This window comes from Halosolutus amylolyticus (assembly GCF_023566055.1).
In the GTDB taxonomy this organism is placed as follows: domain Archaea; phylum Halobacteriota; class Halobacteria; order Halobacteriales; family Natrialbaceae; genus Halosolutus; species Halosolutus amylolyticus.
On record NZ_JALIQP010000007.1, the window covers coordinates 74,772 to 99,306 of the forward strand.

Genomic DNA, 24,535 nt, shown 5'->3' on the forward strand with positions numbered 1-24,535 from the left:
ACAGGGGGTAATAGCTCCTCCCTGCTACGGCCCCATGGCGTTTTCGTACTCTGCCGGTGCCTCAATTATCCTTCGAGTCACTTCTAACGGGTCGACCCCTTTCTTTGCTAATAACATATCTGAAAGAGACATATCAGGGCAGAAGCTTAATCACGACCTGAATACATTCGTTCGCTGTATAATGGCAGCGGACGTCAACAATCTCCGGTGGAAGATAGGGTGGTCGCCGTGGCTTGTACTGATCGGTGTGACGGTCGTGTTTACTCTCATCGGCGCGATGATAGACGCGGCCGGCCCGTTCGTCGGACTCGGCCTTTTCGGGGGAATCGTGATCTGGTACTGGGGTGTCAGAGAAATAAACAACAAGTATCAACCATTCGTTCAAAAATTCATCGGGGAATCCGAACGAAACGCGAGACGCGGTATCGAAGTCGACAGCGCGAAGCTATACAATTTGACGTACAACTCTGGAAATTCCCCACCGCTTGTCAGTCCGTCGGATACATATTATATCACGACGATAGTCGTGACTGATACATCTATCAACCTGAACAAGGGAGCGGAGTACGATATGGAAGCCCGATCGGGGGTCGGCGGCGGCACCAACAAAGAAATTTATTACGATCAGGTGACCGGTGTCCGTTCCCATCAGGACGGGACGTTTACTGAACTCGAAATCCAGACCGCTGGCGGGAAGTCCACCAGAATCAGCTCGATTGCGACGGACACCGTCGACGAAGTGGTCTCCGAGGTCCGACAGCGGGTTCGGGAGATCAAAAACCCAGGTTCGAGTCGAGGACAGCGCACCGACCGGAATGCGGACCAGCGCTCTACGCCATCGACGACGGCTCCCGAGACACCGGCACGGGAGCGGAACACGGAATCATTGACGTCCACGGATCAATCACCCGAGGATACGACCGTCCCCATCGGAGAGGAAGAGAGGAAGTCCGACTCAGAAGATGTGACGCCGCAACCGATCGCGTCGGTCGCGGACACCGTGGCCTCAGGAACACGCCCTTCCGATCCCGTTGCCAATGAGTTGTGTCGCGTCCTTTCGGATCCCTCTCCGGACGAACAACGACTCGAGGAGGCACTCGAGGACGCAGTCGACAGGCTCGAGGAGGCTGGAGCGGTCGCCGCCGCCGTCGAGAGAATCGATGATCCGACAGCCGACGCACAGGTCGAGTCGGCGAAACGGACGCTCACCGTTCGGGACGGGCCGATTGCTGACGGTCTCGAACAGGTGTTCGAGCGAGCGGTCGAGTCGACCAGAACGGAGGCGATTGAAGCCGACCTCTCCGCGACCGAGGCCGAACTCGAACGGTCCGAGCGACAATACGATCGGCTACGGACTGCGGCCGAGACGGTTTGTCGGGAAGTCACGCGGAGCGGCGTCCTCACGCTCCGATCGAGCGACGTCGTCGAGCAGACGACGGAACTCGCGGACACCCTCGAGAGCGACACGGTCGTGCTCAAGCGGCCAGACGCGACACAGGAGCCGGCGACGGAACTCCCATCGATCGCCGACGATGTCGAGCGATCCGTTCGACCGCAGTCGGCCCAGTCGAGGGAGTTGCTCGAGACGCTGAGCGAGCCGGAAGCGGAGGACTCGGAATCGGTGTTACGATCGACGGTTAACTCGTTGGACGCCTACGCGGAGCTCCGGTCTTCCATTGCGGATATCGGCAGACGTGATGTCGAGCGCCGGCTTAACGCGATCGACAACGAACTACAGCGCAAGAACGGCGACGTCTACCGGCATCTCTCCGACCGGACCCGGGAACTCGAGACCATGCTCGACCGGGATGATATCACCGACGTGCAGCTGTACGCGATCTATCAGGAGTGTACGTTCTACGATCGAACGCTGCTACCACGACTGTCCCGATCGCTTGACAGCGATAGCGCCGTCGAAACCGGGCGACTGATCGCCAATATTGGGGATCGAATCGATCGCATCGAGCGTGAATATATCGACGTCCGCGCTGACCACAACCACACCATCCCCCGCCATTTCCTTTCACTTGCCGACGACCTCCGAGTGGAGGCCCAGAGCGTCGAAGGTGAGAGTCCGATGCGGGCGGCCAGCCTATGTACGGCGGCCGATAAGGTGCTCGAACACGTTGAGGCGCTCTACGAACGAAACGAATACAGCGTCATGCTTCGGCGGCTGCGCGGATAGGGCAACCGCCCCGAATTGGTCAGCTATGCCGTTCTGAGGATGTCGTTCCGTGTTCGGATCTCGCCACAGAACGTCTGTTTGATTCTCGACCGATGATATACTCGATTTACTACACATCATTTATAATTGTAATTTTGACATTGTAGGGAAAAGGACAACGTAAGAATAGTGTATAGGATAGTTCATCGGTACATCGGACGAAAAATAGTATTGTTGGATAACAACGAATAAGAGAACAGAATTGTGTGAGAGCCATCACCTTTATTGTATGTTGCTCTAGTGGTTCAGTTGATAGGATATGTGTGGTTTTGTAACTACATTTGAAACCGAACGAGAGAGTCTTTGATACCCAAATGACGTACCTGTTCGTTGGGGCCGGACAAGCGGGGGGAGCGATCGTCGATTCGGTGTTCAATTACACCGACGATTCGCTGCTGGGATTGTTCGATTCGGCTGACATTTCGACGCTCGGTCGGCCACTCGTGTTCAATTCGACGATGCGGGACCTGCAGAACCTCTCGAATGTTCCGCCCGAAGATCAGTACGGAATCGCCGAACACCACGGCCTCGTTCAGGGGACCGAACCGGGATTCGAGGAGATGGTCACGGGCGGGTTCGGTCGCAATCCGGTCGACGCGGACGAGGTGATGGCCGAACACGCCCCGCAGATCCAGACCATTCTTGGGGAGAAGTTCGAACCGGGGTTCGACCGGTCTACGTCGGCCGACGAGTCGTTCGAAGACGACCTGCTGGAAGGAGACGACCCGGTCGATGAGGAAGAGCCGACCGACGGTGAGCAAGACGACGACGTACCGACCGATGCCGACTCCGAATTCGAACCGAATCCCGTGGTCGAACCGACGGGATCGGGCGTCCAGTTCGCATTCCTGTTTCTCGGCCTCGGTGGCGGAACTGGCTGCGGGATCGGGCCGCATCTCGCCCGTGAAATCAAGGCGTTCACTGACGGGCGAGCCAAGGTGGTCGCGGTCGCCGTCTTGCCGAACACCCGCGGCGCGGACGAGGTCAGCGGGTCGGATGAGAACGAGAAGGCCAGTGCCGGCCGACAGGCGTGGAACGCGCGATACGGCCTCGGTCGCCTCGAGGACGAAGTCGACGGCATCATCCTGGTCGACAATCAGCGCATCTCGTACCTCGACTCGGCGGGCGGCGAGTTCGGCGAATACAACGACTACGTCGCGGCGGCAATCTACGACCTCGTTGCCGGTCCGGTCTTGAGCGGGGTCGATCCGAGCGCGGTCGATGGCATCGATACGCCCGATATCGACGTTCGGGACATCGTGACGTCGCTGTCGTTTGGCGTCGCCGGCGAAGAATCGACGCCAGGGTACGGCGCGATCGGGCGTTCGGTGACGATGACGCAGTCTTTGCCGGGCTATCTGCTACCGTTCGTCGGGAAACGCGACATCGACAGCGCCGCACTCTCGCGGTTGTCGGCGGCGAAGCAGACCCTCGCAAAGGCCAATGTCAGTGGAGCCCAGAAAGCAATCTCGCTGATCAGGGCGCCTGAATCGAACCTCGGATCCGGGCCTCACAGCGTCGAAATCGGGATCGTCAAGGAATATCTGGAGCAAACGTCCAACCTGAACGAAGTCAACATCGGCGTCGCGATGAGTGACAGGAACCTCGCTTCGGTGACGACGCTGCTGACGTACCGTCGGGAGGACATTGACCGGCTCGCGGACATCGAAGCGGCAGCCGAGGCATACGAAGAGGAGACGGAGGAGCTACTCGCATGAGGTGGCGACTCACATCGGGCGTCCTCGTACTCGCCCTGACTGTCTGCGCGCTCGCGTCGACGGGGAGCGTCAGCGGGTCGTCAGCGGAGACAGCCATCGATACGACGTCTCAAGCGATCACGGCGCAGTCGGTCGCAGAGCAGACGCTCGTGATCGCGGCCGGCGGGCTATTGCTCGGCGCAGGTCTAGGCGTCGCGCTCGTGAGCGGCGCGACTTACTGGTACAAGAGTCGGGAAATCGGAGGAAAACTCCAATGAGTACGGGACGACGATTCCTGCTGTTCACGGTCGCCCTGGTGGCGATACTCGCCCTCGGATTGGGAACCGCCACCGCTGCGGCCGACGTCAACTGCGACAGCACCGGCTCGACCGTCGTTGGATCGATCGACGGTGAGTGGACCGGCGGCGAGGAGGCACTGTACGAGGGATCGACGTTCGAACTCGCCTACTGCACCGACGGGACGACGTATACGGGCGACTGGTTGGCTGCCGGCGCCGGGTTTGAACGCGACTCCCCGACCGCGGACGACGACGGCACGTACACCGTCACCCTCACCGGAAACGGAACAGACTCGATCGCGTTCGCCGACTCCGTCACGCTCAACGAGGACCAGACCGACGGCCTGTCCGTGACGGTCGCGACGGCCGGCTCCGATACCGACGCTCTTGAACGAGTCGACGACGAGAGAGTCGCCGAGTACCTGGCTGCACGGGCGGCGCTATCGAACGCGACGGCCGAACTCGGCGAGACGACGACAGCGATCGAGAAAGGTGAGGCGGGGCTCAACGCCGCTGAATCGGATCTCGAGAGACTCAATGACACATACGAGAACATGACCGAGCGAGAAGCGGAACTCACCGAGTATCTCTTGCGGCGGACCGAGAGCGGGAACGCGAGCGGATCGTACGGTGCGTTGACGGCAGTCGGGACGGATGCGGACGGACAGCGCGCCGAGACCGAGACCGCGGTCGACCGCTATACCGACGTTGCTGAGGCCGAACGATCCGAGGCGGCCTCGAGCGTGCGGCTGGCCGCACTGGGATCGCTCGCCGGGGGACTGGTCGTCGGCGGGCTCGTGGGCGTCGCTGTCCCGCTCGCCGCGGCGCGGCGCGTCGAGGAGGCCATGAAGCTGAGCCGAAACGTCTCCTATGATCGGAAGACGGCACTCGTCCCGATCCTCGTCGGGATCGTCCTGGCAATCGGCGGTGCCACCCTCCTCGTGGTCGTCGTCGGGCCCGATCTACTGGAGGTGATTCGATGAATGCCAACCTCAAGAGCGCGCTCGTGATCGGTAGCCTCGTAGTTCTAGGTGCCGCGGTCGGGGCCGGCGTGTTCGTAACGACCACCTCCGAATTTGCAGTCTGGTTCGTCATCGGCGGCATTCCGCTGATCATCGTCGGGGGTATCGCGCTGTACGTTCGCGGCGTCGTGTCTCGCGACGGCACGAGCGAACAACAGTACGTCCGGAAACAGGCACAAGCGGTCGCACAGGAGTTCCAGCGAACTGTTCGAGACGTAAACGACCTCTCCGATACCTATGCCGACTGGGAGTTCACTGCCGACGCACGCCTCGAGTCGATCGCGGGTGATTTCCGTGCGCAGGGAGTCGAGTTCGACCTAGGATCCGGCGCGTTCGACCTCACGAAAGGCGTCGCGAACGCTGACGTGCAGGCTTTCGAGGAGCTCTCCGCCGAGGTCGATCGGCTCGACGACGACGTCGAAACGGAATTCCGGACGTTCGCGAACGAGGAACTGTTGCGGCTCGCGGACGCGATCGACCGACTCGAGGCGGTGGATCTTGCGACTCCCGACGCGGCGATAGCTGACCCGGCCGACGATGCGGGGATCCCGGACTGTCGAGACGCGGTCGACGCCAGACGAGCGATCGCGGGGGAGATGATCAAGACGTCGATCGACACCGTCCACGAAATGAAACGGGGCGGGCAGCGGCCGGACGACGCTAAGAGGATCGAAGGCGACCTCGACGCGGCGGCTGAGGCCCTCGACCACCACGAGTACGGGGCGGCCGTCGAGTCGGTCCTTGAGGCGAGAGATCGGCTCCGGGACCAGTTCTCAGGCTCGTTTGAAGCCGAGCGGGACGCGGTGTTGACACTGGTCGACGCCGTCGAAGCAGCCGGTGTGGCCGCACACATCGATGCGGAATACCTCGACGCGGTCGATGTCGTCGAGTCTGCCGTTACGGGGATGGATTCAGCGCTAGACCTCTCGGAGGTAAGCCGACGCCGCGCGGATCTTCGGCGGACCTGTATCGAGATAGTCGCTGCGATGGAGCGCGACCTCGCGGACGAGGCGGAGACGCTTCGGCGGGCGGACCTTCCGGCGGGCTATTACACGGAGCCGGCGATCGTCAACGAGGACTTCGTTGACGAACTCGAGCAGATCGAGGAGTTCGACCGGTTCACCGAGCGCTGGCGGGACGTCGCCGGTTCGCTCGCCAACGCCGTGGATACGGCCACTACCAAAGTCGCCGTCGTCGATGCCTACGAGGACGTCGCCGAGACCATCGCGGCGGAGCTTGAGGCGTCGGGGCAAGTTACGGACGACGACCTCCCGGTTCGCAACGCCGAGGAGTTTCTCGGGCTCTACTACCGTCAAAACGAATCTGTCGAACTCGATCCGGACGTCCCGGTGCTCCGCGTCGGTGACGTCGATACGCACGATCTCACGGTCGAGATCGCCTATGAGCGCGGCGGAGCGGAACGGACCGCGACGCTGTCGCTATCGGGGGCCGGCTACAACGAGAGCGCGACGGTCGAGACCCGGGTCGCCGGGACGACAACGTTCACGGACGTCCCGACTGGCAGCTACGAACTGAGCGGTACCCCCGGCGACGAGGTGTTCGCACCGATCGAACGATCGGTCCGCGTTGACGATAAGAAGACCATCAGCGTCGAGTTCACCGAGCAGAGCCTCCGAGAGCGGGTCTGTTCGGACACAAGCGCGGATATGGCTGATCACCTCTCGGAGCTTCGCCCGCGTCTCGAGGAGCTGTACAACGCGGAGGGGTACGTGTCGACCACGATGGACCTTCCCGTTCGGTCGTCGCACACCCCCTGTTTGCTCGCAGTCTGGGCCGAATCCGACGGTTACGACGCGACGGAAACGTCCGAGGGCGAGATCGTCGTCTTCGAGCAGGACCGCCTCGAGCGCGAGCTGACCAACGTGGTCAGGTACAACCTCGAGTCGGGCGACCGGTTGCCGTTCGACGAGCTCGAGCGGAACTTCCTGACGGCACCGGTTCCGCGGTCGGTGATCTGGGACGCCGTCGCAGATTTGAGCGGGGAGCACAGCGTGACGACTACCGACGACGCGATCGAGATGAAGTAACTCATGGCACAAACGGACACGTTTACGAGATGGAGCGTCATCGCCTCGGGAGAGGGTGGCGGACGGATCGCATCACAGTTTTTCGACCGTACGGAGAATCCGGGGATCGACGACCGAATCCTGGTAATGAACACGAACCGGGCAGACCTTCGGAACACGATCGACCGGCTCAAATCGAAGCTGGGGGCGACCGAAGATGAGGACGTAATAGAATCGCACGCCCTCGAGTTCGGCTCCCAGCAGGGGGCGGGGAACTTCTTCCCGAACGGGGCGGCGTGCGCTCGTGAGGACCTCGATCGGATTGTCAACCGGATCACGGAGTTCGGCACGACTGACGCGTTCATGCACGTCGCAACGCTGGGCGGCGGGACCGGCAACGGATCGATCCCCTACGTCGTCGATCAGTTCAGGGACGGACTCCGAGACCTGAACGACAACAACGCCGCCGAGGAATGGATGGACAGCGTCATTCACGCCGCGTTCGGCGTCTGGCCGTACTATTACGAGCAACCGCAGCGACACTTTAATGCAGTCTGCGGACTATCGCGACTCCTCCGGACGGACGACGACGAGCAAAACGCTGACATGGTACTGCTCGCGTCGAACTCTCACCTCGACGACGAGGACGGAGCCGGGGACCAGTACGACTCGATCAACGACGCGATCATCACCGCGATCGACCTGATGATCGGTGCCGGCCGCGAGACGCGGAGCGTCATTGACATCAAAGACTACGTGACCATCCCGTCCCAGATGGACGCCTACCACTTCACGCCGGCCGTCGCGACGGACCTCAACGGCTCCGTCTACGAGCTCGAATACATGCTCGATCAGGCGGCTAGCGGGACGTTCGTCCCGATGGACGTCGAGACGACTACGGCCGCCTACGCGATCGTCCGTACGCCGGAACGGATGATCGACGACGGCGAGATCACCGAACCGGACGTGTATCAGGCGTTCCGCGAGTGGACCGCCAAACACGACATCAACGTGGCTGGGCAGGCGAGTCTCACGCCCAAGCGCGGCCGCGGGAGCGACGTCGATGTCTTGCTGTTACTCGGTGGCTTCGACCTGAACCCCCTGCTCGATCACTCGTGGGACGACTTCGAGATGCTCGGCGAAACGCTCGCCGGCCAATCCCGCGGCGGCGGGGCCGACCTTACGAGCGCCCAGCTTGACCGCATCGTCGACAACCTCGAGTCGTACGTCGAACGGAACGCGGAGTGAGTATGACTGCACTAGTACCCTTCCCCGACGATTGCATGACTGCGAGCCGCCTCCTCGTTGCGCTGGCCCTCGCGGTCGCAGTCGCCGGTGCGATGGTCGTCCCGGCGACGGCCGCATCGACGGCGCAGGACGCCGATGACGTGCAAGTAACGCGGTCCGACGACGCGCTCACGGTCGACGTCACCGATCTCTCGGACCGGCCGGAAAACGTGACTATATCTGTCAGCGGACCGAACTCAACCAGTCAGGCCACCAAATCCGTCAATGGCGGCACCGCCGAGGTATCCATCAGAACGCTGATCTCAGGGGTCGACGACGACAAGTCACTGGTCGGCGCGACCGTTCAGGTCACTGCCGGAAACGAGACTTACGAGGACGTGGTTGATCTCCACACTGTCGCGTTCGCGGCCGACGACGTCCCGGTCTGGATCGACGGCGATGACCCGCGGATCGTGCTTCCGCTAAACGCGAGCGAAACCGTCGGTATCACGGAAAACGATACCGTCACAGTCACCGCCGACGACGCCGCCCTCGAGGGAGAGGTCCGAGCGGACGGGACCCAGTTGTCGATCCTGCAGTCAGAACTCGTCGAGGCGGTCGGCTCGTCCGCCGACATCGGCCTCGAAATCTCCATCGCCGACGGGAATTCGACGAGTCGGACCCTCGAAGCGGAACTCCGCGAGACGACCGGCGGTCTCGTGCTTTGGCAACCGCTGCTCGAGACCGGGTCCTCGTATTCAGTGACGGCCGAACGGACTGACGATGGGACGCGATACGTGGACTCCGGCACTGAGCCGGTACGACCCGGCGAGATCGATCTCTCGTCGCTGACGGGGGTGAGCGAGGCGAGAGTCTCGGTTTCATCGGGAGGCGAGTCCCTGCTCGACGGCCGGCTAGTCTCATTCGATCGGTTCTCGCTCACCGCGACGGTCGCGGACGGGGGATCGGCGGTCATGTTCGATCAGGGTGTCGACGGACTCGGTGTGCGTGGTGTCGTGATCGAATCGAGTACGGGCTCGATCGATCAGTACGCGTTCGATGGCGGCCACCGAGTCGAAGATGGTCGGCTTGAGCTCGGAAACGCGACGGTGACGGCGAACGACTCGCTGGTGATCGCGACGAACGCCGGCATCGGGACGTTGACACTCTCTCCTGCGGAGACTGATTCGAACCAGGGTGACGGCGGTGACGAAGATGGCTTCGACCCGGTGAAGCCTTTCCAGTCCGTTGCACTCGTGCTACTGCCGGCCCTCGTCGGACCTGCAGTCGGCTACGGCGCATACCGGTTCAACAACGAGTGGACGGGTGACCGACTCAAGATCAGTAGCGTCGTCGCCGCTGGGTTCGCGCTGGCGCTCGCTCTCGTGCTCGTCGAGATCGTCGGCGGCGGACTATGGCCCGGAACCGACGGCCTGTGGCCGCCGGACGGTCTGACCTCACACGCGCTCGCCGTCGTCGGTGTGCTACTCGGGGCGACGCTGGCGCCGACGACCTACTATCGACTCGGCTTTCGGACCGGCGCTGACGCCAGCGGCTTCACGTTCGACGTGACCGTCACCGACGGAGAACGACCGCTAGACGGTCGGACGATGATCGGCTACAGACGGATCGATGACGGCGACACGAAAGCGGAATCGACGACGATCATTGGCGGAACGGGACGAATCTCCGTGTCCGAACCGGGGAGCTGGAACGTTGCCGCGAGACGGGGAGAGCACGACTCGGAGGCCGTCACGGTCAGCCGCCGAAAAACGAGCGCGACGCTTCCGATCGCGTTTCCGGCAACGATCACGGTCACCGACCGAGACGGCGGCGACCCGATCGCGGGCGCGACCGTCACGCGAACGGACGACGGGACCAGCCAGACGACGGACGCGACCGGGACTGTCTCTCTCGAGCCCGGCGAACCCGGCTCGAGCGTCGACGTGGAGATCACCCATGACAAGTACGAGAACCGGACGGAGACCGTCGTGTTCACGCAGGACGGCGATCGGACGGTCGCACTCTCGCCTCGAACTGGGCGCGTACGACTTCGATCACGCGTGGACGGTGTTCCGGTCGGCCCGACACCGCTGAGAGTCACGCCGCGAGAGCAGTCGCTGCGCGATCGCTACGGGACTATTTCTGTGACGACCGGCTCCGACGGGGCCGCCACCCGTGACGCGCTTCTGATCGGGCAGTATCGCGCCGAGATCGACCCGCCGGCCGGTCGAAACGGGCTCTTCGACGGCGGCAAATCGATCCTGACTGTCCGGGAGGATCGATCGACGACGGCCGAGGTCGACGCCAGCTTCACCTGGTCGCTGTCGTCGGCCCAGCGGAGTCAGATCGATCGCCTTCGACAGCGGATCCGGTCGCTGTCGGACCACGCCGGCAGGGATACGACAATCCCACGGTACTACGGCACGGTCGTCACAGGGATGCTAGAGGCCGTCGAGTCTCTCCCCGAAGCCGGCCATCTGTTCGCGGACGGGAAGACGGACCCCGACGTCGTCGCCGACGCGTTGCTGGCCGCCGCCACGGACTCGATCGACGCGATCAACGACGCAATGACGACCAAGCGCAACGTCGACCTCTTCGCGGCCTGTGCGGACATGCCCGACGCCACCGTCGAATGGGACGGCGAGTGCGATCTTGAGACGCTTCTCGAGCGCCTCGCTTCGGACGCAATGACACAGCGAAACGTCCTCAAAGATCGGTACGAGACGGTCACCAACCGGGTCGAGGCCGAACGGGGATCGGTCTCGGAGGCCGCACCGGCCGAGGAGATGTTGCGACACGCCTGGGACCTGGGCAACGACGTCGGCCGCGGTGACGACGCGATCGTCACGATCCACGCCGCCCTGCTCCTGCTCGACGCCGTCGACGGCGTATTCAAGCGCGATTCCCTCCGCGACAGACTTTCACGGACGGTGTTCTAACGACATGCACACACACAACCGTCGGGCGACGATACTGACTGCGATACTTGTCGTCGCGACGATCACGACGGTACCGCTCTTCGGGGGGACCGCCGCCGCCCAAGAGGAGACGGCGAACGACTACTTCGAAACCTTCCGCTCGATGGAAGGGACCGAAGCCTACGACGAGTACGACGAACTGGAGACAGTCCGGACGTTCGCCGTCTCCAAAACGCAAGTAACGGGTGAGCTCACGGCGGCCGACCAAGCGGAGTTCGAGGCCGTCCTCGGGGTTCTCACCGAGTTCGATCGCGCTTACGTCCTGGCCGAGGGCGGCGACTACGAGGCGAGTCTCGCGGCCGCCGAAAACGTGAGCGCCTACGCAGACGATCTCGAGGAGTACGATCAGACGCAGGCAACGCTCGCGACTCTCGCGCTGACGCGGTTCTACGAGCGCCTTGGCGATGGCCTCTACGAGGAAGCCGATGCGACGAACAGTACACCCGAGCGAATTGAGCACCTCGGTATGACCGCGACGGCCTACGAGCGGGCCGACATGCCCGAAGAAGCGACGCAGTTCCGGGTCCAGGCCGAGCAGTTGTCCGCCGAGTTCGAGCGGGATCGCGAAACGATCGCGACCGTGCAGAACGCCTCGTCTACCTTCCTCGAGGACTGTGCCGACTGTGCGGACGTGCAGGCGGCTGTCAGCGCGAACGGGTTCGAGACGTTCGCGGCGTATCAGGACGCAGAGGCGACGCATATCCAGATCCGAGAGGCGCGGGAGCGTGCGGCACACCACGGACTCGCCGATCGCGAAGAACAACTGGCGGCGATGAGTGACGATGTCGGTCAGACGCGAACGACGCTCGCGATCGCCTCCGTCGTCGTCCTGATCGGGTACGGTGTCGTCGTCGGCCTGCTGGGAACGATCGTAGCCGGACGACTCTTCGTCTGGCGGCGGACGTACGATGCTGCGAGGGTCGGCTCGGTCGTGTCGGTAGGTGATAGCGATGTCTGAGCGAGTCCTGCCCGTCGCAGTCGTCTGCGCCCTCGCACTCGGACTGACGATAGCCGCGGTCCCGGGGGCGGCCGTACAGAGCGGCTCCGTCACCGTCGATGCAGCGAGCGAACCGGTCGAAGTGGGGACGGAGTCCGAAACGCACTCCGTCACAATAAAGAACGACCGGAACGAGTCCGTCTCGGTCGATGTGTCGTCGTCGGGGTCCGGGATCTCCATAGATCCGGATCAGTACACCGTCGCCGCCGAAACCACGGAGGAGATCACCCTCGAGATCGAGGCGGCCGACGACGCGGGCGACGGCACGATCACCGTGAGTGCCGGTCGTGACTCGGACGATTTTCAGGTTGTTCGCCCTGCTATCGCCGGTCTAGAGGACGAACCCCTTGATATCGGCGACGTCGTCGTCGGTGACAGCGCGTCCGGTGAGATCGATATCCAGGAGCTCACGGGCGAGGAGAGCCTCAGTTACGTCGATGCGACCGTCGTCAATACCGATCAGGATGCAGATCTCGGCGTCAGCGCGAGCGATACCACGCTGAACTGGAACGCCTACGCAGACAGCGGCGTCGACCAGTACGAGGACCTCTCGTGGGAGGTCGAACTCGTCCCCAACGGCAATGAGGGGGCGGCCCGAACCGTCGACGTCGAGGGCCGCGTCATCTATCCCGCCGAGTTCGGCGCGGTCGAACTAGACGACGAGATGACGCTCGACGAGCCGCGGGACTCGACGTCGACGATCACGAAGACGGTCGAGCTCGAAGTCGAGAACGCAGGGGATCTCCCGCTCGTGCTCGACGACGTCACGGCGTCCTCTTCGAACTCCGGTATCGACGTCTCCGTCGCTGACCAGCCCGATACGATCGACGGTCGAAGCCAATTTGGGGAGACCGTCGAACTGGCCGTGACGGCGGATACCCGACTCGAAGAAGGGGAATACGACATCAGCGGTACGGTCAGCTCGACGAATCTCAGCGCGACGGATACGAGCTATGAGGGAACCGTGACTATTGAACACGGGACTGAACTCGATGCTCCCAACCGGATCGAGTTTGGCGACGTTCCGATAGGTGAATCTGAACGGCAGTCGACCTCGGTGGGCGAGGTACTCGGCTACAACGATGTCGATAACCTCGAGATAACGCTCGAGGACGGGCCGGAAAGGTGGATGACGATCGAGGACTCACCAGGGAACCTTGACGCTGGTGAATCCCAACCGGTGGTGTACCAGGCCGCGTTCGACACCGATGCGGAACTGGGAACCAGCTACGAGTGGACATACGTGGTTGATGGCGACGGCGTCGACAAGAAGACGGTGATCGTCGTCGCTTCACCGGTGCCGCTCGATCTCGATCCGATACGTCAGGACGTCTCCGCGTATGATGGGCCGGTCGCCGACGGGACCGTCGAGATGATCGAGACGATGGACGACCGGATGCGATCGGGCGAGGTCTCCAGCGAGGACGTCACGACGGTGCTCTCTTACGGCAGCGCTGCGTCGCTGTATCTCGAGTCCATGGAGAGGGTCCGCGAACGACAGTCTGCCGGTGAGTACGAGGCGGCCCAGACGGAAATCGTCCAGGCGGCGGCCGCGTACAACACGATGACGCTTTACGCGGACGAACTCGACGGCGCGACCTTCCGAGCGGACAGCGACAGGGCGGTCTCCGCCGCCGAAGACGACCTCGAATCGGCGATCGGGGAGCAGGAGGCGTACTACAAGGATCGCCTCGAGTCCGGCAACGTCTCGCTGGTGGAAGAAGCGACGATTCAGCGACAGCTCGCTCGCGTCGTCTCGCTCCAGGGCGACGATGAGCGGGCCGCGGCGCTCGAGGCGAGCGCCAAATCCTCGTTCGAAAACTACACTGCAGCCATCTCGACGGGCGAGCGAGCGCGTCAGCGGGCCGAAGAGACGTGGTCGACGATGGAGTCGGAGCAGTTCCTGACGGTCGCCGGCCAACCGTTGCTCTTGAATCCGGCCAAGTACGACGCGTACACCGACAACGTCGACGAGATGAACACGGCCTACGAGAACGCGACGGCGACGTTCGAAGCGGCCGGCGAGTCGAGTCGCGCGGCGGATGTCGCGACCCAACACGAGTCCCGGACCGCGACGTTGCAGATAACCCGCGTGTCGCTGTTCACCTCTCTCGCCGTCTACGCGCTGGCCGTCCTTGGGATCGTCGTCCGCACCGCACGCGGGACCTACTGGTACCTCCGAGACGCGCGGGAGTCGGTCAGCGGCGACTTCCTCGTGTGACCGGTTCGCGCCCTGCACTTTCGGCGTGACTCGCGAGGTTTCTCTCTCTTGCGATTCCGGTGGTACAACTTCCCGATTCTCGTGACTTCCGTCGTCGAACGCCCACTCGATAGTGAAATCCTCTTCGACAATCGAGACGGGTCTTGTCGTGGCCGACCGTTACGGACTTGCTCGACGGAAAATTGACCGACGTCACTCGAGCCGAAACGGCGTCGACAGCGACGACGGACCGTCCGCGTCCTCACTCGCGTTCTCGACGCGATCGATCGACCACTGCTCGCGGTGGTCGTCGGTCCAGGCAGCTTCGTCCTCGGCGGACGGACCGGCCGCGCGAAGAGCGACCTCGCGCTCCGAGCCGTCGGCCGCGTACCGAATCGTCGCGTCGAACGACGGCGACCTCACGCCTGGTTCCATATCGACGAAGTGCTCGATCCGATCGCCTGGCTCGAGGCGTTCGCGACGCGCCTCCGAGTAGAACAGGTCGTTGATCGGTTCGCCGCTGGCCGACACCGCGACGTCCGTCAGCGGTCGGTCGCCTTCGTTTTCGAAGACCAGCACGACGGTTCCGTACTCGCCAGCGACCTGCGTCTCCGGACCGATCCCGATCTGGAACGGACCGTCGCCGTCCACGCCATCGTTGGGGCCGTGTTTTGTGGCCGACGAGACGTCCGCGATGATGTCGAGACGCCGCTCCGCGCCGTCGCCATCGCCGACCACCAGGACACCCTCAAGCGCGTCCGTGTCCGTTCCGAACTGTTCGTCGAGGGCCCCGGTAGCGGTGGTCGTCTCGCCGTGCTCGAGCCGGGCCTCGATCGGGACCGACCGGCCGCCGATCTCGAGGCCGCGAACGGTCCGGAGACGATCGCTGCGGTTTACGATGTCGGCGACGACGGTCCCGTCGGTTGCGTCGACGGTCGCCCGCACGGCGAGGCCGTCGCCGCTGGCGGCCAGCTCACGCTTGGGCAACCGCTCGCAGACCGTTCCGTCGAGTACAACCGACGCCTGCGACAGGACAGTTTCCGAGCCGGAGCCGATTGCGACCGAGCGCTCGACGGCCGTCCGGTCGCCGGCCGCGAGACGACCGACGTCGACGGTCGAGTCGCCGATCTCGACGGTGACGTCGCCTGCTGACTCGCCCTGGTTCTCGAGTTCGATCCGGTCGCGGACAGCGTGGCCGGCTGGGATCGAATCCTCGTCGATCCGCCGGGTCGCGACCAACTGCGGTTCTCCGACATCCCCTTCGTCGGCGTCGGCCCCGGAGCCGCCACCGATTCGCTCCTCGTCGCTCGCCGAAGCCGTCGCGGAAGGTTCGCCCCCGGCTCGCGACCGATCGTCCGATCCGTCGTCGCCGTAGTCGGGTCCCGACGGGGACGGTGTCGCAGGAGCGGCGTCGGCGGTCGCTTCGTCGGGCGCGGAGTCCGTCGGTGCGGTTCCATCGTGACGATCGTCGCGATCGTCGCGGTTCTCGCGTCGGTTCTGCGCCGACAAATCGGCTGTGTCACTGTCTGTCGACGCAGTCGTATGATCGGATCGCGTCCCGTCCGTTCGACCGGTCCGACGGCGGTCCGATCCCCCGATCCTCGACGAGCGGCCGAACGAACCCGGACCGCCGGAGAGCCGGACCCGCTCGTCGACGTCGAGGGATTCGAACCCGATCCGTGCGGTCCCGTCGTCGAACTGCGGGACGATCAGCAGGAACTCGTCGCGCTCGATCGTCACCTCCGTTCGGACCCGGCCCGCTCCCGGGAGTTCGATTACGAGTCGATCGACGACGGTCACCGAGTCGTCGGTTTCGACGGTCGCTCGAACCGCGTCGCCGTCCGGTTCGACGTCGATCGTCGGGACGGGTGGCAGCGTACACGTCGGGGCGTACTCCCGGCGTCGATCGCCTCGAGCGACCTCGAGTCCGACTGAGACCCGCCGATCGGGCTCGTACGGCCGAGAGACCGTTCCAGTCCACTCCTCGCCGGGCTTGAGAGCGTCGGTTCCCTCGTTGGTCTCGCGTAGCCGAAGGGCTTCGAGTCCCACCCCACCGACGTTTTCGACGGTGACCGCGAGTTCGGCGACACCATGCTCGATCGTCGCCACTTCGATATCGGTATCGACGGCGATCCCGCCGCTCGCTGCGTCGTCGAGGTCGATCACGGCCTGTTCGAGGACCGATCCGTCTACGGTGAGTTCGACCGTCGTCTTCCCTTCGGCCCGGATCGATTCGACCGGAAAGTCGACGATCGTCGTCTCGCCGGCCTCGACGGCCGCAGTCCGATCGGCCGGTGAGAGTGTCGCTTCGTCGATCGACGCTGACAGCGATAGTCGGCGCTCCCGGTCGGTCACGTTGGTCACCTCGACGTCGATCGTACCGCCGACGCCGACGCTCTCGGTCGCGACGGCGACCCGGAGCTGATCGCGGCTGTGGACGTACGTCGAGACGGTCTCGTCCCGGACCGCACAGACAAGTGAGCTGTCGGGCGTCGCGTACCCCTCCCCGCTTGAGAGTCCGGCGACCGGCGTCGTCGCCCCGGACGGATCGACCGCGCGGATGCCGTCGGCGGTCGTCACCAGCACCGACGACTCACCGACCGGCGCGACGTGTTCGACTGCGAGCTCCGTCCGCCAGCGGGAAGTTCCGCTCTCGAGGTCGGCGGCGACGAGGCGCTCGTTCTGGAGCGCCGCGACGATCGCATCGTCACACCGCCCCAGGCTCCGTACGACGGCCTCGAGGTTGCGATCGAAGTCGACCTCGCCCTCGAGGTCGATTCGGGTCAGAAACGACCACGTCGAAATCGCGAACCCGGCCGGTGTGCCTAGGAGGGCGTCGTCTGCCGGTCCGCCGGGACGGACGCGCTCGACGTCGAACCGCTCGCGGCCGGTCTCGATATCGACCGACCTGAGCCGTTCTGGCCCGAGCACGCCGGCGAGTCCCTCGTCGCTGACGGCGGCGACAGCGTGGCTGTCTGCGGCCGGCTGCTCTCGGATCCGCTCGCCGGTTCGGGAATAGGTCGTCAACGCGTCCGACGAGAGGACGAGCACGCGATCGGCGAGGGCGACGTCGACGATGCGGTCGCCGTGATCGATCTCGACCCGATCGCTCCCCGTCTCGACGACGACACGGTCGCCGATCCCGACAGCGATCGCTCCGTCGTCGACGCCGACGGCGTCGACGGGATCGCTCTCGAAGGAACCGACCTGCCGGTAGCCGTCACTCATCGTCCTCACCGCCGTTCGAGTCGATCCCCTCGTCCACGGAGTCCGGATCCGAGATGTCTATCTCGGCCATGTCCGACCCTGGTTCGTTCCCTTCGGTCGGCCCCGGCTTCGGTTCCGCCGCTCCGGCCGTCGGTTCGTTTGCCGCCTGTTCGGGCGGCTCCGTTCCGGTGCCAAAAAGCTGTCCGAGCGACGATGGCTCCGTTCTGATGTGCATGTCCAGCTGGTCGGCCTGGGCCTCGACGTAGCGTTTGAGTTCGGGGTAGCCCTCGAGGTCGTCAATCTGCGTCCGGACGCTCGCGACGTACTGCCGGATCGTCTTCGGCTCGGTCTCGTTGAGCCGGTCGAAGAAGTAGTCGGTATCCGGCTCTATCGGCTCCCGGTCGGGGAGGTGAACGCTCTCAACGAGTTCGCGCTGCAGTTCGCTGCCGAGCACGCGGTCGGCGATTTCCGCCGGGGTGTACCCTTTCGAGGCCCTCCCGAGTCGTTCGTAGTCGATGCCTTCGGTGTCCATGGCCGAGAGGTGTTTACGCCAGACCTCGGCCATCACGTCCTCGTCGGGCTGGGGGATGAACTGCTGGATCGGGAACCGGCGGGTCGCCGCCGGATCGATCGTGAATGGCATGTTCGTCGCCCCGATGACGAGCAGGTTATCTTCGATTTCGTTCATCTCCTGCAGGAAGGCGTTGGTCAGCGACCGCTCGTGGCGCTGCAGGGAGTCGTCCCCCCGATCCGGGATCAGGGTGTCGACCTCGTCGAAAAACAGGACCGCGAACCCCTCCTGTGCGATCCCGTGCGCCTTCTCGAAAATCGCCTCGACGCGTTTCTCCGACTCGCCGGAGTACTTCGAGAGGACGTCGCTGCCCTTGATCTCGAGGAACTTGACCTCGCCGTAGGCGTCCTCGATGCTCGAGTTGAACTTCGCCTCGTAGGCGATCGCCTCCGAGATGAGGGTCTTCCCGCAGCCGGGCGGTCCGTACAGCAGCATGCTGTTGCCTCGGGAAGCGAACTCGTCGCCGTAGCGGTCGACGACCTCGTCGCGAACGTCGGGATCGAACAGGGCGAGCAAGTTCTCCGCTGTGCGCTTTACTTCCGGGAGGCCGGCGACGTCGTCCTCGAAGCTGACGGTCGGCTTCTTGGGCTCGAGCGAGACTTGGACTCCCACCTCGTCGCCAGCCGCCTCTCCGGCAGGGCCAGGGCCACCGCGACTCGCCGCGTCCCGCGTCGCCCGTAGTTCCCGGAGTTCGCCGGCGCCGATGAACTCGATTTCCGTGTCCGGTGTGACCCGCAGCGTCGTGTACCCTGTCGGCTCCATCGCGGCGACCTCGAACGTCGCTCGTTCGTCGCCTTTCGGGACGACCTCCTCCATCGGGTGCAACAGATAATCGTTCTCTCGAAGGAACGGCTCGAGTTCCTTCGGCGTGACCTCGCTGGTGTGGATTTTCGCTGCGGAACATTCCACGACGTCATGTTTCGACGCGCCGGGATCCACGAGGAAGTCCTTGCCGCGGTCAATCCCCCCGAACACCGTCTTGACGTTCCGGTGCATCCGGACCTTGTTCCCGATCCCGTCGACGATCGAGTCGTCAACCGGTTCGACGTAGAAGAACGCCCGTCTGTCGTTGTGTCGGATCTCGACGGCGTCCGTTTCGAGGCCGACCTTCTTGGCTCCGATCTCGATTCGGGACGTCGGCTGATCTCGTTTCAGTATTGGGGTCAGATTAAGCATTATCGTCACTCCGTATCTGTGTCGTCGCGTCCTCGATCGTCGATAACAGTTCGCCCTGGCGGTGGTCGGTACGATCGCGGACGTATCGGGTATCGGCATCCGCCCGCCGAACAACGATCGAGAGGGTCTCGAGCATCTCGACGATCGACTCACAGCCGATAGTGAGCGCTCCAGCGGCACCTGATGCCTGTACTCGGCTGACGATTCGTCTGAAGTCATCGAGGACATCCTCGAGGCGCTCGAGTGCGGTCCGGATGAGCGGTCGCCAGTTTCGCGCGTACGGTGCGGACGCCGACAGCGGGACGAACACCCGTGAGTCAACAGTCTCGAACCGGTCGTCGGCCGCGACGCGATCGGCGACGTCCGGCTCGAGTCGCTCGATTGTCGCCTGGCCGCGTTCGTAGCCGACCTCGAGAACCCGGCGAACGAGGTCATCCCGTTTCTGCGAGTCGATCCCCGTTCCCGTCTTTCGTGTCCCCCCATCGGGCTGGAATTCGAACTTGACCGGCCGAGCGCAGGTTTCCTCCACGAGGCGTGGGGGAAACGGGGCGCCAGCGCGAAGTAGTTCGGCGACGTCGACGAGCGTAGCCATCGCGACGTCGACCCGCCACGCGGGATTCGGGTCCGAAAACGTCCGCACAGCGAGGAGCCGCTTCCCCTGTTCGTCGACCCGACGAATCCCCTGCAGCAGTGAGTCTGCGCGCATCCTACGACATCTCGAGTTCACCGGTTTCCGTTTCGGGGCCCGTCTCGTCAACCGTTTCGCCAGCCGTCTGCTGGGCAGTCTCGCCGACACTCTCGATGTCGCCGAGGACGTCGTCGACCAGCGTGGCGACCTCGTGGTCGGGCGTCTCCTCGATCGTCTCCTCGATACCGCCGACGCCGGCGAGCTGGGTCGTCAGCTCGCCCATGTTGTCGACGATGTTCATCGCCTCGTCCGGGAACGTCTGCTTCTTTAATGCCTGCGTTCGGACCTGCTCGCGTTTGTTCGCGAGCGTCAGCTTGGCCGACTCGAGCATCTCGATGTTGTCCGCTAGCCGATCGGTCCCGCTCTCGACTTTCTCCGCGAGGTTCTCACGATCGGCCTCCTTCATCTTCTTGTGGTAGACCAGTTTCCGCTTGAGCTGCCGGAACCGATCACGCTCCTCCGCCGGGAGCTCTGCGGGATCCTGTGGCACGCCTGGTCCGTCGCCGAGGCTCTTGAGCTCCTGGGCGGTCTCCGTCAGATATTCATCGATCTTTCCTGAGTCGTGCTCGACGTCGGCCATCCTATTCTCGAGTTTCTCCTTCGCGCCGTCGACCCGATCGATCGTCTCGGAGATCTTCTCGACGCAGGCGTCGATCGCGGCCGCCCAATTGAGGATCATCCGCCCGTTTATCTCCTCAGGATTGTTGCTCGGGTTGCGAAGCATCTCGACCTTCCCCCCCTGCAGGTTCAGGATGTCCTCGTCAGCGAAGAACTCGAGCAGCGCCTCGGCCTGTTGCTGGCTGGTGACGATGTCTCCCTCGTCGTCGCTGGCTGCAGCGAGCGTCTCGATCGCTTTCCGTCGGTCAATTCGGCCGTTCCCCTCCTCGAGTTCCATCGATCCCAGTAGGTCGGTCTTGATGATCGCGCGAATGGCCCGTTCCCATTCGCCTTCGATGTGGTCACCCTTGATCCAGCGAGCGTCAAGGCGAACTGGATTGTCGGTTTGGTTGACCGGGTCGGCGATCACGTACTCCTGTCCATCGCTTTCGATCCGTTTGAAGTCGTATTTTCGAGACATTGTGGATTAGTAGTTAGAATTTCGGTGATGCGTGGTCGTGGTGATTGCGTACCTCGTTGTTGTCGTTCTGAGTTCGATCACGCTGCCATCCCGCCGAACTCCTCCTCGTTGACGAGGGCTCTGTACCGATCCTGAACCGCATTACGGACGTATTTGTTGACGTCGGTCGTATCACTCACGTGAAGTTCTTCGAAGTGATCCTCGGCCAGTTCGACCCACTCCGGAAGCGTACCAGGTAGCTGGTCCTGTTCGGCCTTCAGGTCGATAAGAACTCGCCGAGCGTGGTCCTCGACGACGGCTTCGAACGGCTCGATGGCCTCGACCATCTCCTGCTCAGCTTTTAGTCCGAGTCGGTCGATCAACGTGTCGCGGGTCCCGTCAAGGAGGTCCCCGCGAATGCTGCGGGCCTTTGAGAGGACATCGAATCTGTTGTCAATCTCGTTTTCGACGACCTTCTCGAACTCACCGGTTCGAAGCACGTAACTCGATTCCTCGAACTCCGCCTCGACCGCGTCCTCGATCTGTTCGGCGAGATACCGGGCGTATTCGTCGATGGCCTCCTCGACCAGATACTCTCCGTCGAGGTCGACGATGTACCCCTCCCGGTCGAGATACCGGATCACGTCGGCAGTTGCATCGACGTCGATGACGCTCTCGAGGTCACTATGGGCGATCTTCCCGTTCGAGGCTTCCCGCTCGAGGCGTGAATCGAGGCCGACATCGTCGGCGTGTTCCTTGAGCTGGGGACCGATCGTATAGTAGTCGCGTTTTCCCGCTGTAATCCGCCGGACGTAGTTCCGGTCGGCGAGCTCGTCGGCGAAGAACTCGATGTCGTCAATCGCAAGCGAGAACCGCGACCGTAAGGTCTCCCCCGTGACGACGAGCCGCTGGCCGAACAAGTTTGTCAGCTCGCGGGTGATGTTCATGTTCCCCTTGACGCCGAACGGATCGACGTAAAAGACGCCGTCTCGCAGTTGCTCGATGTCGATGAACTCGTCGGCCGCCATCACGGTCAACGCTTTTCGCATGTCGCTTGACGACAGCGACCGCGCGTTGACGAGTCCGATGTTGGCGCTCTCGTAGGCAGACTTGATCTCGCTTTTTTGATCAGAGACGTAGATAAACCCATAATTGTCCTGGGCAATGTCACGACATACGTCTTCCAGGACATCAGTGTCGACCGGTAAGAGCGTCATTGTAGATGAATTACACGCTCGCTTACTAAACCTTGCGCCCGATACTTTCGTTTCTCGAACGCGAGTCCCTATTTTAACCGTTCTTGAGGAAGTACCGCGATTAGGCGCTGTTCAGATTAGAGTCTGATGGAGTGAAGCGGTGAAATCCGTAGTATTTATGTCACAATTCGTCTGTCCCGGTGGCTCTAACATCGATATCATTGTGTAGAAAGTGAGCAGACGCCGCGCGAACTGAAGCAAGTGAATATTCAACTCCAGCTACGCCAAGTATTACTTTTAACTACTATACTTGTTCTGTAGAATTCCGGTCATATAAGTATGATTGATTGTTCATGGCCGGGATCAGAAAGCTGATTTCCAGTCGACGAATGGCAAACAACGGGATCACGTCGCGCTCAATAAAGCGGGGACCCTACCTGGGGATTGACGGTATGGCTGTACGCCGCGGTATCCCGTGATGAACGAATTCCTCTACGTCGGGCTCCTTCCAACACGAAACGAGGGTGTTACCCCGATCTTCCTGTCTGAACTCGACGGGAAACACGATTTCGATGACGTGGTGTTTCTCATCGATTCTGGTCCGTGGCTGAAAGCTGTCCTCCGCCGAAACGGTCTCCGATTTCGACACTATACACGGCAATTGATACGCTGTCGAACATCTATTCAAAGAGATAAGGCGATGGACCTACCAGTTCAATAATTGGACCAGAAACGACGAACCAAACCACCGAATATAGACAATCGCATTCTTCTCGATACGATACCCCTATTCTTCAATCTTCTTTCGGACTTACAGGTGCAATATATTTGTTCTTCCATGAATTCCCTTCACGCCGCTGCCAATAATAGTAGTAATAGCCAGGCTTGGTTTCCTTGATCGTGATGTAGGCCCCACTCACAGGTACTTCTTCGTAGTCTCTTGGGTCCGTTGAGATTTCACGATCTTCGAGATTCTCGGGCTGGTCGGCATCCACTTCTTCTTTTGCCTGCTTCTGATGGTGTTCGTGATTGTGCTTCTCTCGTTTCCAGGCTGCGAGGGTGTCAGCATATTCCGAAATCACTTCGAGCCGTTCTGGTGATTGGCTCTTGAGTGGACCGAGAATATAGTCCGGTAACTCTGATACGGGTGGCTTTGTTTTATCGTTATTCATAGTTACCCCGTGCGGTCTAAATTCTTCAACCCGTGGGGTAACGAAGATCTCAAATACAGGAAAATATGACTTTCATTATTATCTTATATTTTCCTGACTGGCTGGAATTACGTCTGGTAAGACAATCAATTCCTGGAATCATTTAAGCAATACAGAAGATATATGCTCTATCTCATTAGATCGCTGTTCGATAATCAATGAGCAACTTGAGGAACCGAAATCGAAAATTCTCTCGAACAGGTTGGAGTCGGCACCTCCCGTTGAACAGTAGCTTCTCCGCAAATTTGCACAGCGAGATGACTCGAGACAGATCTAGTAGAGGTCAGCTCTCTCAATGACGACAAGAGGTCGTCCTACTGGTGAACAATGTAATTCCATTGTCCGTCAACAGCGAGTGATACGTAGCGGACTCGTTTCGTTCTTTATTCTTTCGCTCGTCGCTGTAGACCCCGTGCTGGCTCAAGATAGCATCGTTTGTGACGCTGAAGGCTTGCCAGACATGATCTCTGGATTCTTCCAGATTACGACTGCACTCGGGATTATGGGACTGGTTGTGGTTTGGCAGGCTGATTCACTCGTTGAGATGTTCACCATGAACATTGAGCAGAAAAAAAGCCTAAAGCAGCACAAGCGGACGGCGATGAAGTCTGCGGTTATCCTCGTGATCCTCGGACCGCTGTACACGGTTACTGGATCGGCAATGGGGCTTCCACTCGCTGAGTGTGTCGATCTCGTTCCGTGGTAACTCAACACCGCACTCTGGATCGTCTTTGATTCACACCGCTCGTGCATCA

Annotated in this window: 16 protein-coding genes; 10 read left to right on the forward strand and 6 right to left on the reverse strand. The window is 62.1% G+C overall.

Features of this window, described 5'->3' with window-relative positions; genetic code table 11:
* Window positions 1–34: 34 nt before the first annotated feature.
* From MUN73_RS20750 to MUN73_RS20790, 9 genes are all read left to right on the forward strand, one after another.
* Complete coding sequence (locus MUN73_RS20750; protein ID WP_250142429.1) at window positions 35–2,185, forward strand: hypothetical protein; 2,151 nt, start codon at window positions 35–37, stop codon at window positions 2,183–2,185.
* Window positions 2,186–2,538: 353 nt separating this feature from the next.
* Window positions 2,539–3,942: an FtsZ/tubulin family protein gene (locus MUN73_RS20755; protein ID WP_250142430.1), complete on the forward strand. Its 1,404-nt coding sequence runs from the start codon at window positions 2,539–2,541 to the stop codon at window positions 3,940–3,942.
* Window positions 3,939–4,199, forward strand: a complete 261-nt coding sequence (locus tag MUN73_RS20760) for a hypothetical protein (RefSeq protein WP_250142431.1) — start codon at window positions 3,939–3,941, stop codon at window positions 4,197–4,199. The genes MUN73_RS20755 and MUN73_RS20760 overlap by 4 nt, the downstream gene beginning before the upstream one ends.
* Window positions 4,196–5,203, forward strand: coding sequence for a hypothetical protein (locus MUN73_RS20765; RefSeq protein ID WP_250142432.1), 1,008 nt, complete (start codon window positions 4,196–4,198; stop codon window positions 5,201–5,203). The genes MUN73_RS20760 and MUN73_RS20765 overlap by 4 nt, the downstream gene beginning before the upstream one ends.
* Window positions 5,200–7,290 carry a hypothetical protein gene (locus MUN73_RS20770; protein WP_250142433.1) on the forward strand — a complete coding sequence of 697 codons (2,091 nt, stop codon included), beginning with the start codon at window positions 5,200–5,202 and terminating at the stop codon, window positions 7,288–7,290. Before MUN73_RS20765 ends, MUN73_RS20770 begins: the two co-directional genes overlap by 4 nt.
* A gap of 3 nt (window positions 7,291–7,293) precedes the next feature.
* On the forward strand, window positions 7,294–8,517 hold the full coding sequence (locus tag MUN73_RS20775; RefSeq protein ID WP_250142434.1) for an FtsZ/tubulin family protein: 1,224 nt from the start codon (window positions 7,294–7,296) through the stop codon (window positions 8,515–8,517).
* Window positions 8,518–8,519: 2 nt separating this feature from the next.
* Window positions 8,520–11,438, forward strand: a complete 2,919-nt coding sequence (locus MUN73_RS20780) for a hypothetical protein (protein ID WP_250142435.1) — start codon at window positions 8,520–8,522, stop codon at window positions 11,436–11,438.
* A 4-nt stretch (window positions 11,439–11,442) separates the two neighbouring features.
* On the forward strand, window positions 11,443–12,435 hold the full coding sequence (locus MUN73_RS20785) for a hypothetical protein (protein ID WP_250142436.1): 993 nt from the start codon (window positions 11,443–11,445) through the stop codon (window positions 12,433–12,435).
* Window positions 12,428–14,695, forward strand: a complete 2,268-nt coding sequence (locus MUN73_RS20790; RefSeq protein ID WP_250142437.1) for a hypothetical protein — start codon at window positions 12,428–12,430, stop codon at window positions 14,693–14,695. Before MUN73_RS20785 ends, MUN73_RS20790 begins: the two co-directional genes overlap by 8 nt.
* A 192-nt stretch (window positions 14,696–14,887) precedes the next feature.
* Here the strand turns inward: MUN73_RS20790 and MUN73_RS20795 are convergent, their stop codons facing one another.
* The 6 genes from MUN73_RS20795 to MUN73_RS20820 form a co-directional block, all read right to left on the reverse strand.
* The gene (locus MUN73_RS20795) at window positions 14,888–17,902 is read right to left on the reverse strand and encodes a hypothetical protein (protein WP_250142438.1); all 3,015 of its coding nucleotides are present in this window, start codon (window positions 17,900–17,902) and stop codon (window positions 14,888–14,890) included.
* Window positions 17,895–19,628 carry an ATP-binding protein gene (locus MUN73_RS20800; RefSeq protein WP_250142439.1) on the reverse strand — a complete coding sequence of 578 codons (1,734 nt, stop codon included), beginning with the start codon at window positions 19,626–19,628 and terminating at the stop codon, window positions 17,895–17,897. Before MUN73_RS20800 ends, MUN73_RS20795 begins: the two co-directional genes overlap by 8 nt.
* A complete protein-coding gene (locus MUN73_RS20805) occupies window positions 19,621–20,334 on the reverse strand; it encodes a hypothetical protein (RefSeq protein ID WP_250142440.1) in 714 nt (237 codons plus the stop codon). Before MUN73_RS20805 ends, MUN73_RS20800 begins: the two co-directional genes overlap by 8 nt.
* Window position 20,335: 1 nt before the next feature.
* Entirely contained in the window at window positions 20,336–21,394 is a 1,059-nt protein-coding gene (locus MUN73_RS20810) for a hypothetical protein (RefSeq protein WP_250142441.1), read from the reverse strand.
* Window positions 21,395–21,471: 77 nt separating this feature from the next.
* Complete coding sequence (locus MUN73_RS20815; RefSeq protein ID WP_250142442.1) at window positions 21,472–22,590, reverse strand: hypothetical protein; 1,119 nt, start codon at window positions 22,588–22,590, stop codon at window positions 21,472–21,474.
* Between the two features lie 773 nt (window positions 22,591–23,363).
* Window positions 23,364–23,741, reverse strand: a complete 378-nt coding sequence (locus tag MUN73_RS20820) for a hypothetical protein (RefSeq protein WP_250142443.1) — start codon at window positions 23,739–23,741, stop codon at window positions 23,364–23,366.
* A gap of 334 nt (window positions 23,742–24,075) precedes the next feature.
* Here MUN73_RS20820 and MUN73_RS20825 point away from each other — a divergent pair, with 334 nt between their 5' ends.
* The gene (locus MUN73_RS20825) at window positions 24,076–24,486 is read left to right on the forward strand and encodes a DUF7985 family protein (protein WP_465260997.1); all 411 of its coding nucleotides are present in this window, start codon (window positions 24,076–24,078) and stop codon (window positions 24,484–24,486) included.
* Window positions 24,487–24,535: the final 49 nt, after the last annotated feature.

What these genes read in the sequence shown, in the direction of transcription:
- MUN73_RS20750 (WP_250142429.1), top strand. Translation starts at nt 35, where the DNA reads ATGGCGTTTTCGTACTCTGCCGGTGCCTCAATTATCCTTCGAGTCACT.
- MUN73_RS20815 (WP_250142442.1), bottom strand. Translation starts at nt 22,590, where the DNA reads ATGACGCTCTTACCGGTCGACACTGATGTCCTGGAAGACGTATGTCGT.
- MUN73_RS20810 (WP_250142441.1), bottom strand. Translation starts at nt 21,394, where the DNA reads ATGTCTCGAAAATACGACTTCAAACGGATCGAAAGCGATGGACAGGAG.
- MUN73_RS20825 (WP_465260997.1), top strand. Translation starts at nt 24,076, where the DNA reads ATGACGACAAGAGGTCGTCCTACTGGTGAACAATGTAATTCCATTGTC.
- MUN73_RS20775 (WP_250142434.1), top strand. Translation starts at nt 7,294, where the DNA reads ATGGCACAAACGGACACGTTTACGAGATGGAGCGTCATCGCCTCGGGA.
- MUN73_RS20820 (WP_250142443.1), bottom strand. Translation starts at nt 23,741, where the DNA reads ATGAATAACGATAAAACAAAGCCACCCGTATCAGAGTTACCGGACTAT.
- MUN73_RS20785 (WP_250142436.1), top strand. Translation starts at nt 11,443, where the DNA reads ATGCACACACACAACCGTCGGGCGACGATACTGACTGCGATACTTGTC.
- MUN73_RS20760 (WP_250142431.1), top strand. Translation starts at nt 3,939, where the DNA reads ATGAGGTGGCGACTCACATCGGGCGTCCTCGTACTCGCCCTGACTGTC.
- MUN73_RS20790 (WP_250142437.1), top strand. Translation starts at nt 12,428, where the DNA reads ATGTCTGAGCGAGTCCTGCCCGTCGCAGTCGTCTGCGCCCTCGCACTC.
- MUN73_RS20770 (WP_250142433.1), top strand. Translation starts at nt 5,200, where the DNA reads ATGAATGCCAACCTCAAGAGCGCGCTCGTGATCGGTAGCCTCGTAGTT.
- MUN73_RS20765 (WP_250142432.1), top strand. Translation starts at nt 4,196, where the DNA reads ATGAGTACGGGACGACGATTCCTGCTGTTCACGGTCGCCCTGGTGGCG.
- MUN73_RS20800 (WP_250142439.1), bottom strand. Translation starts at nt 19,628, where the DNA reads ATGCTTAATCTGACCCCAATACTGAAACGAGATCAGCCGACGTCCCGA.
- MUN73_RS20795 (WP_250142438.1), bottom strand. Translation starts at nt 17,902, where the DNA reads ATGAGTGACGGCTACCGGCAGGTCGGTTCCTTCGAGAGCGATCCCGTC.
- MUN73_RS20780 (WP_250142435.1), top strand. Translation starts at nt 8,520, where the DNA reads ATGACTGCACTAGTACCCTTCCCCGACGATTGCATGACTGCGAGCCGC.
- MUN73_RS20805 (WP_250142440.1), bottom strand. Translation starts at nt 20,334, where the DNA reads ATGCGCGCAGACTCACTGCTGCAGGGGATTCGTCGGGTCGACGAACAG.
- MUN73_RS20755 (WP_250142430.1), top strand. Translation starts at nt 2,539, where the DNA reads ATGACGTACCTGTTCGTTGGGGCCGGACAAGCGGGGGGAGCGATCGTC.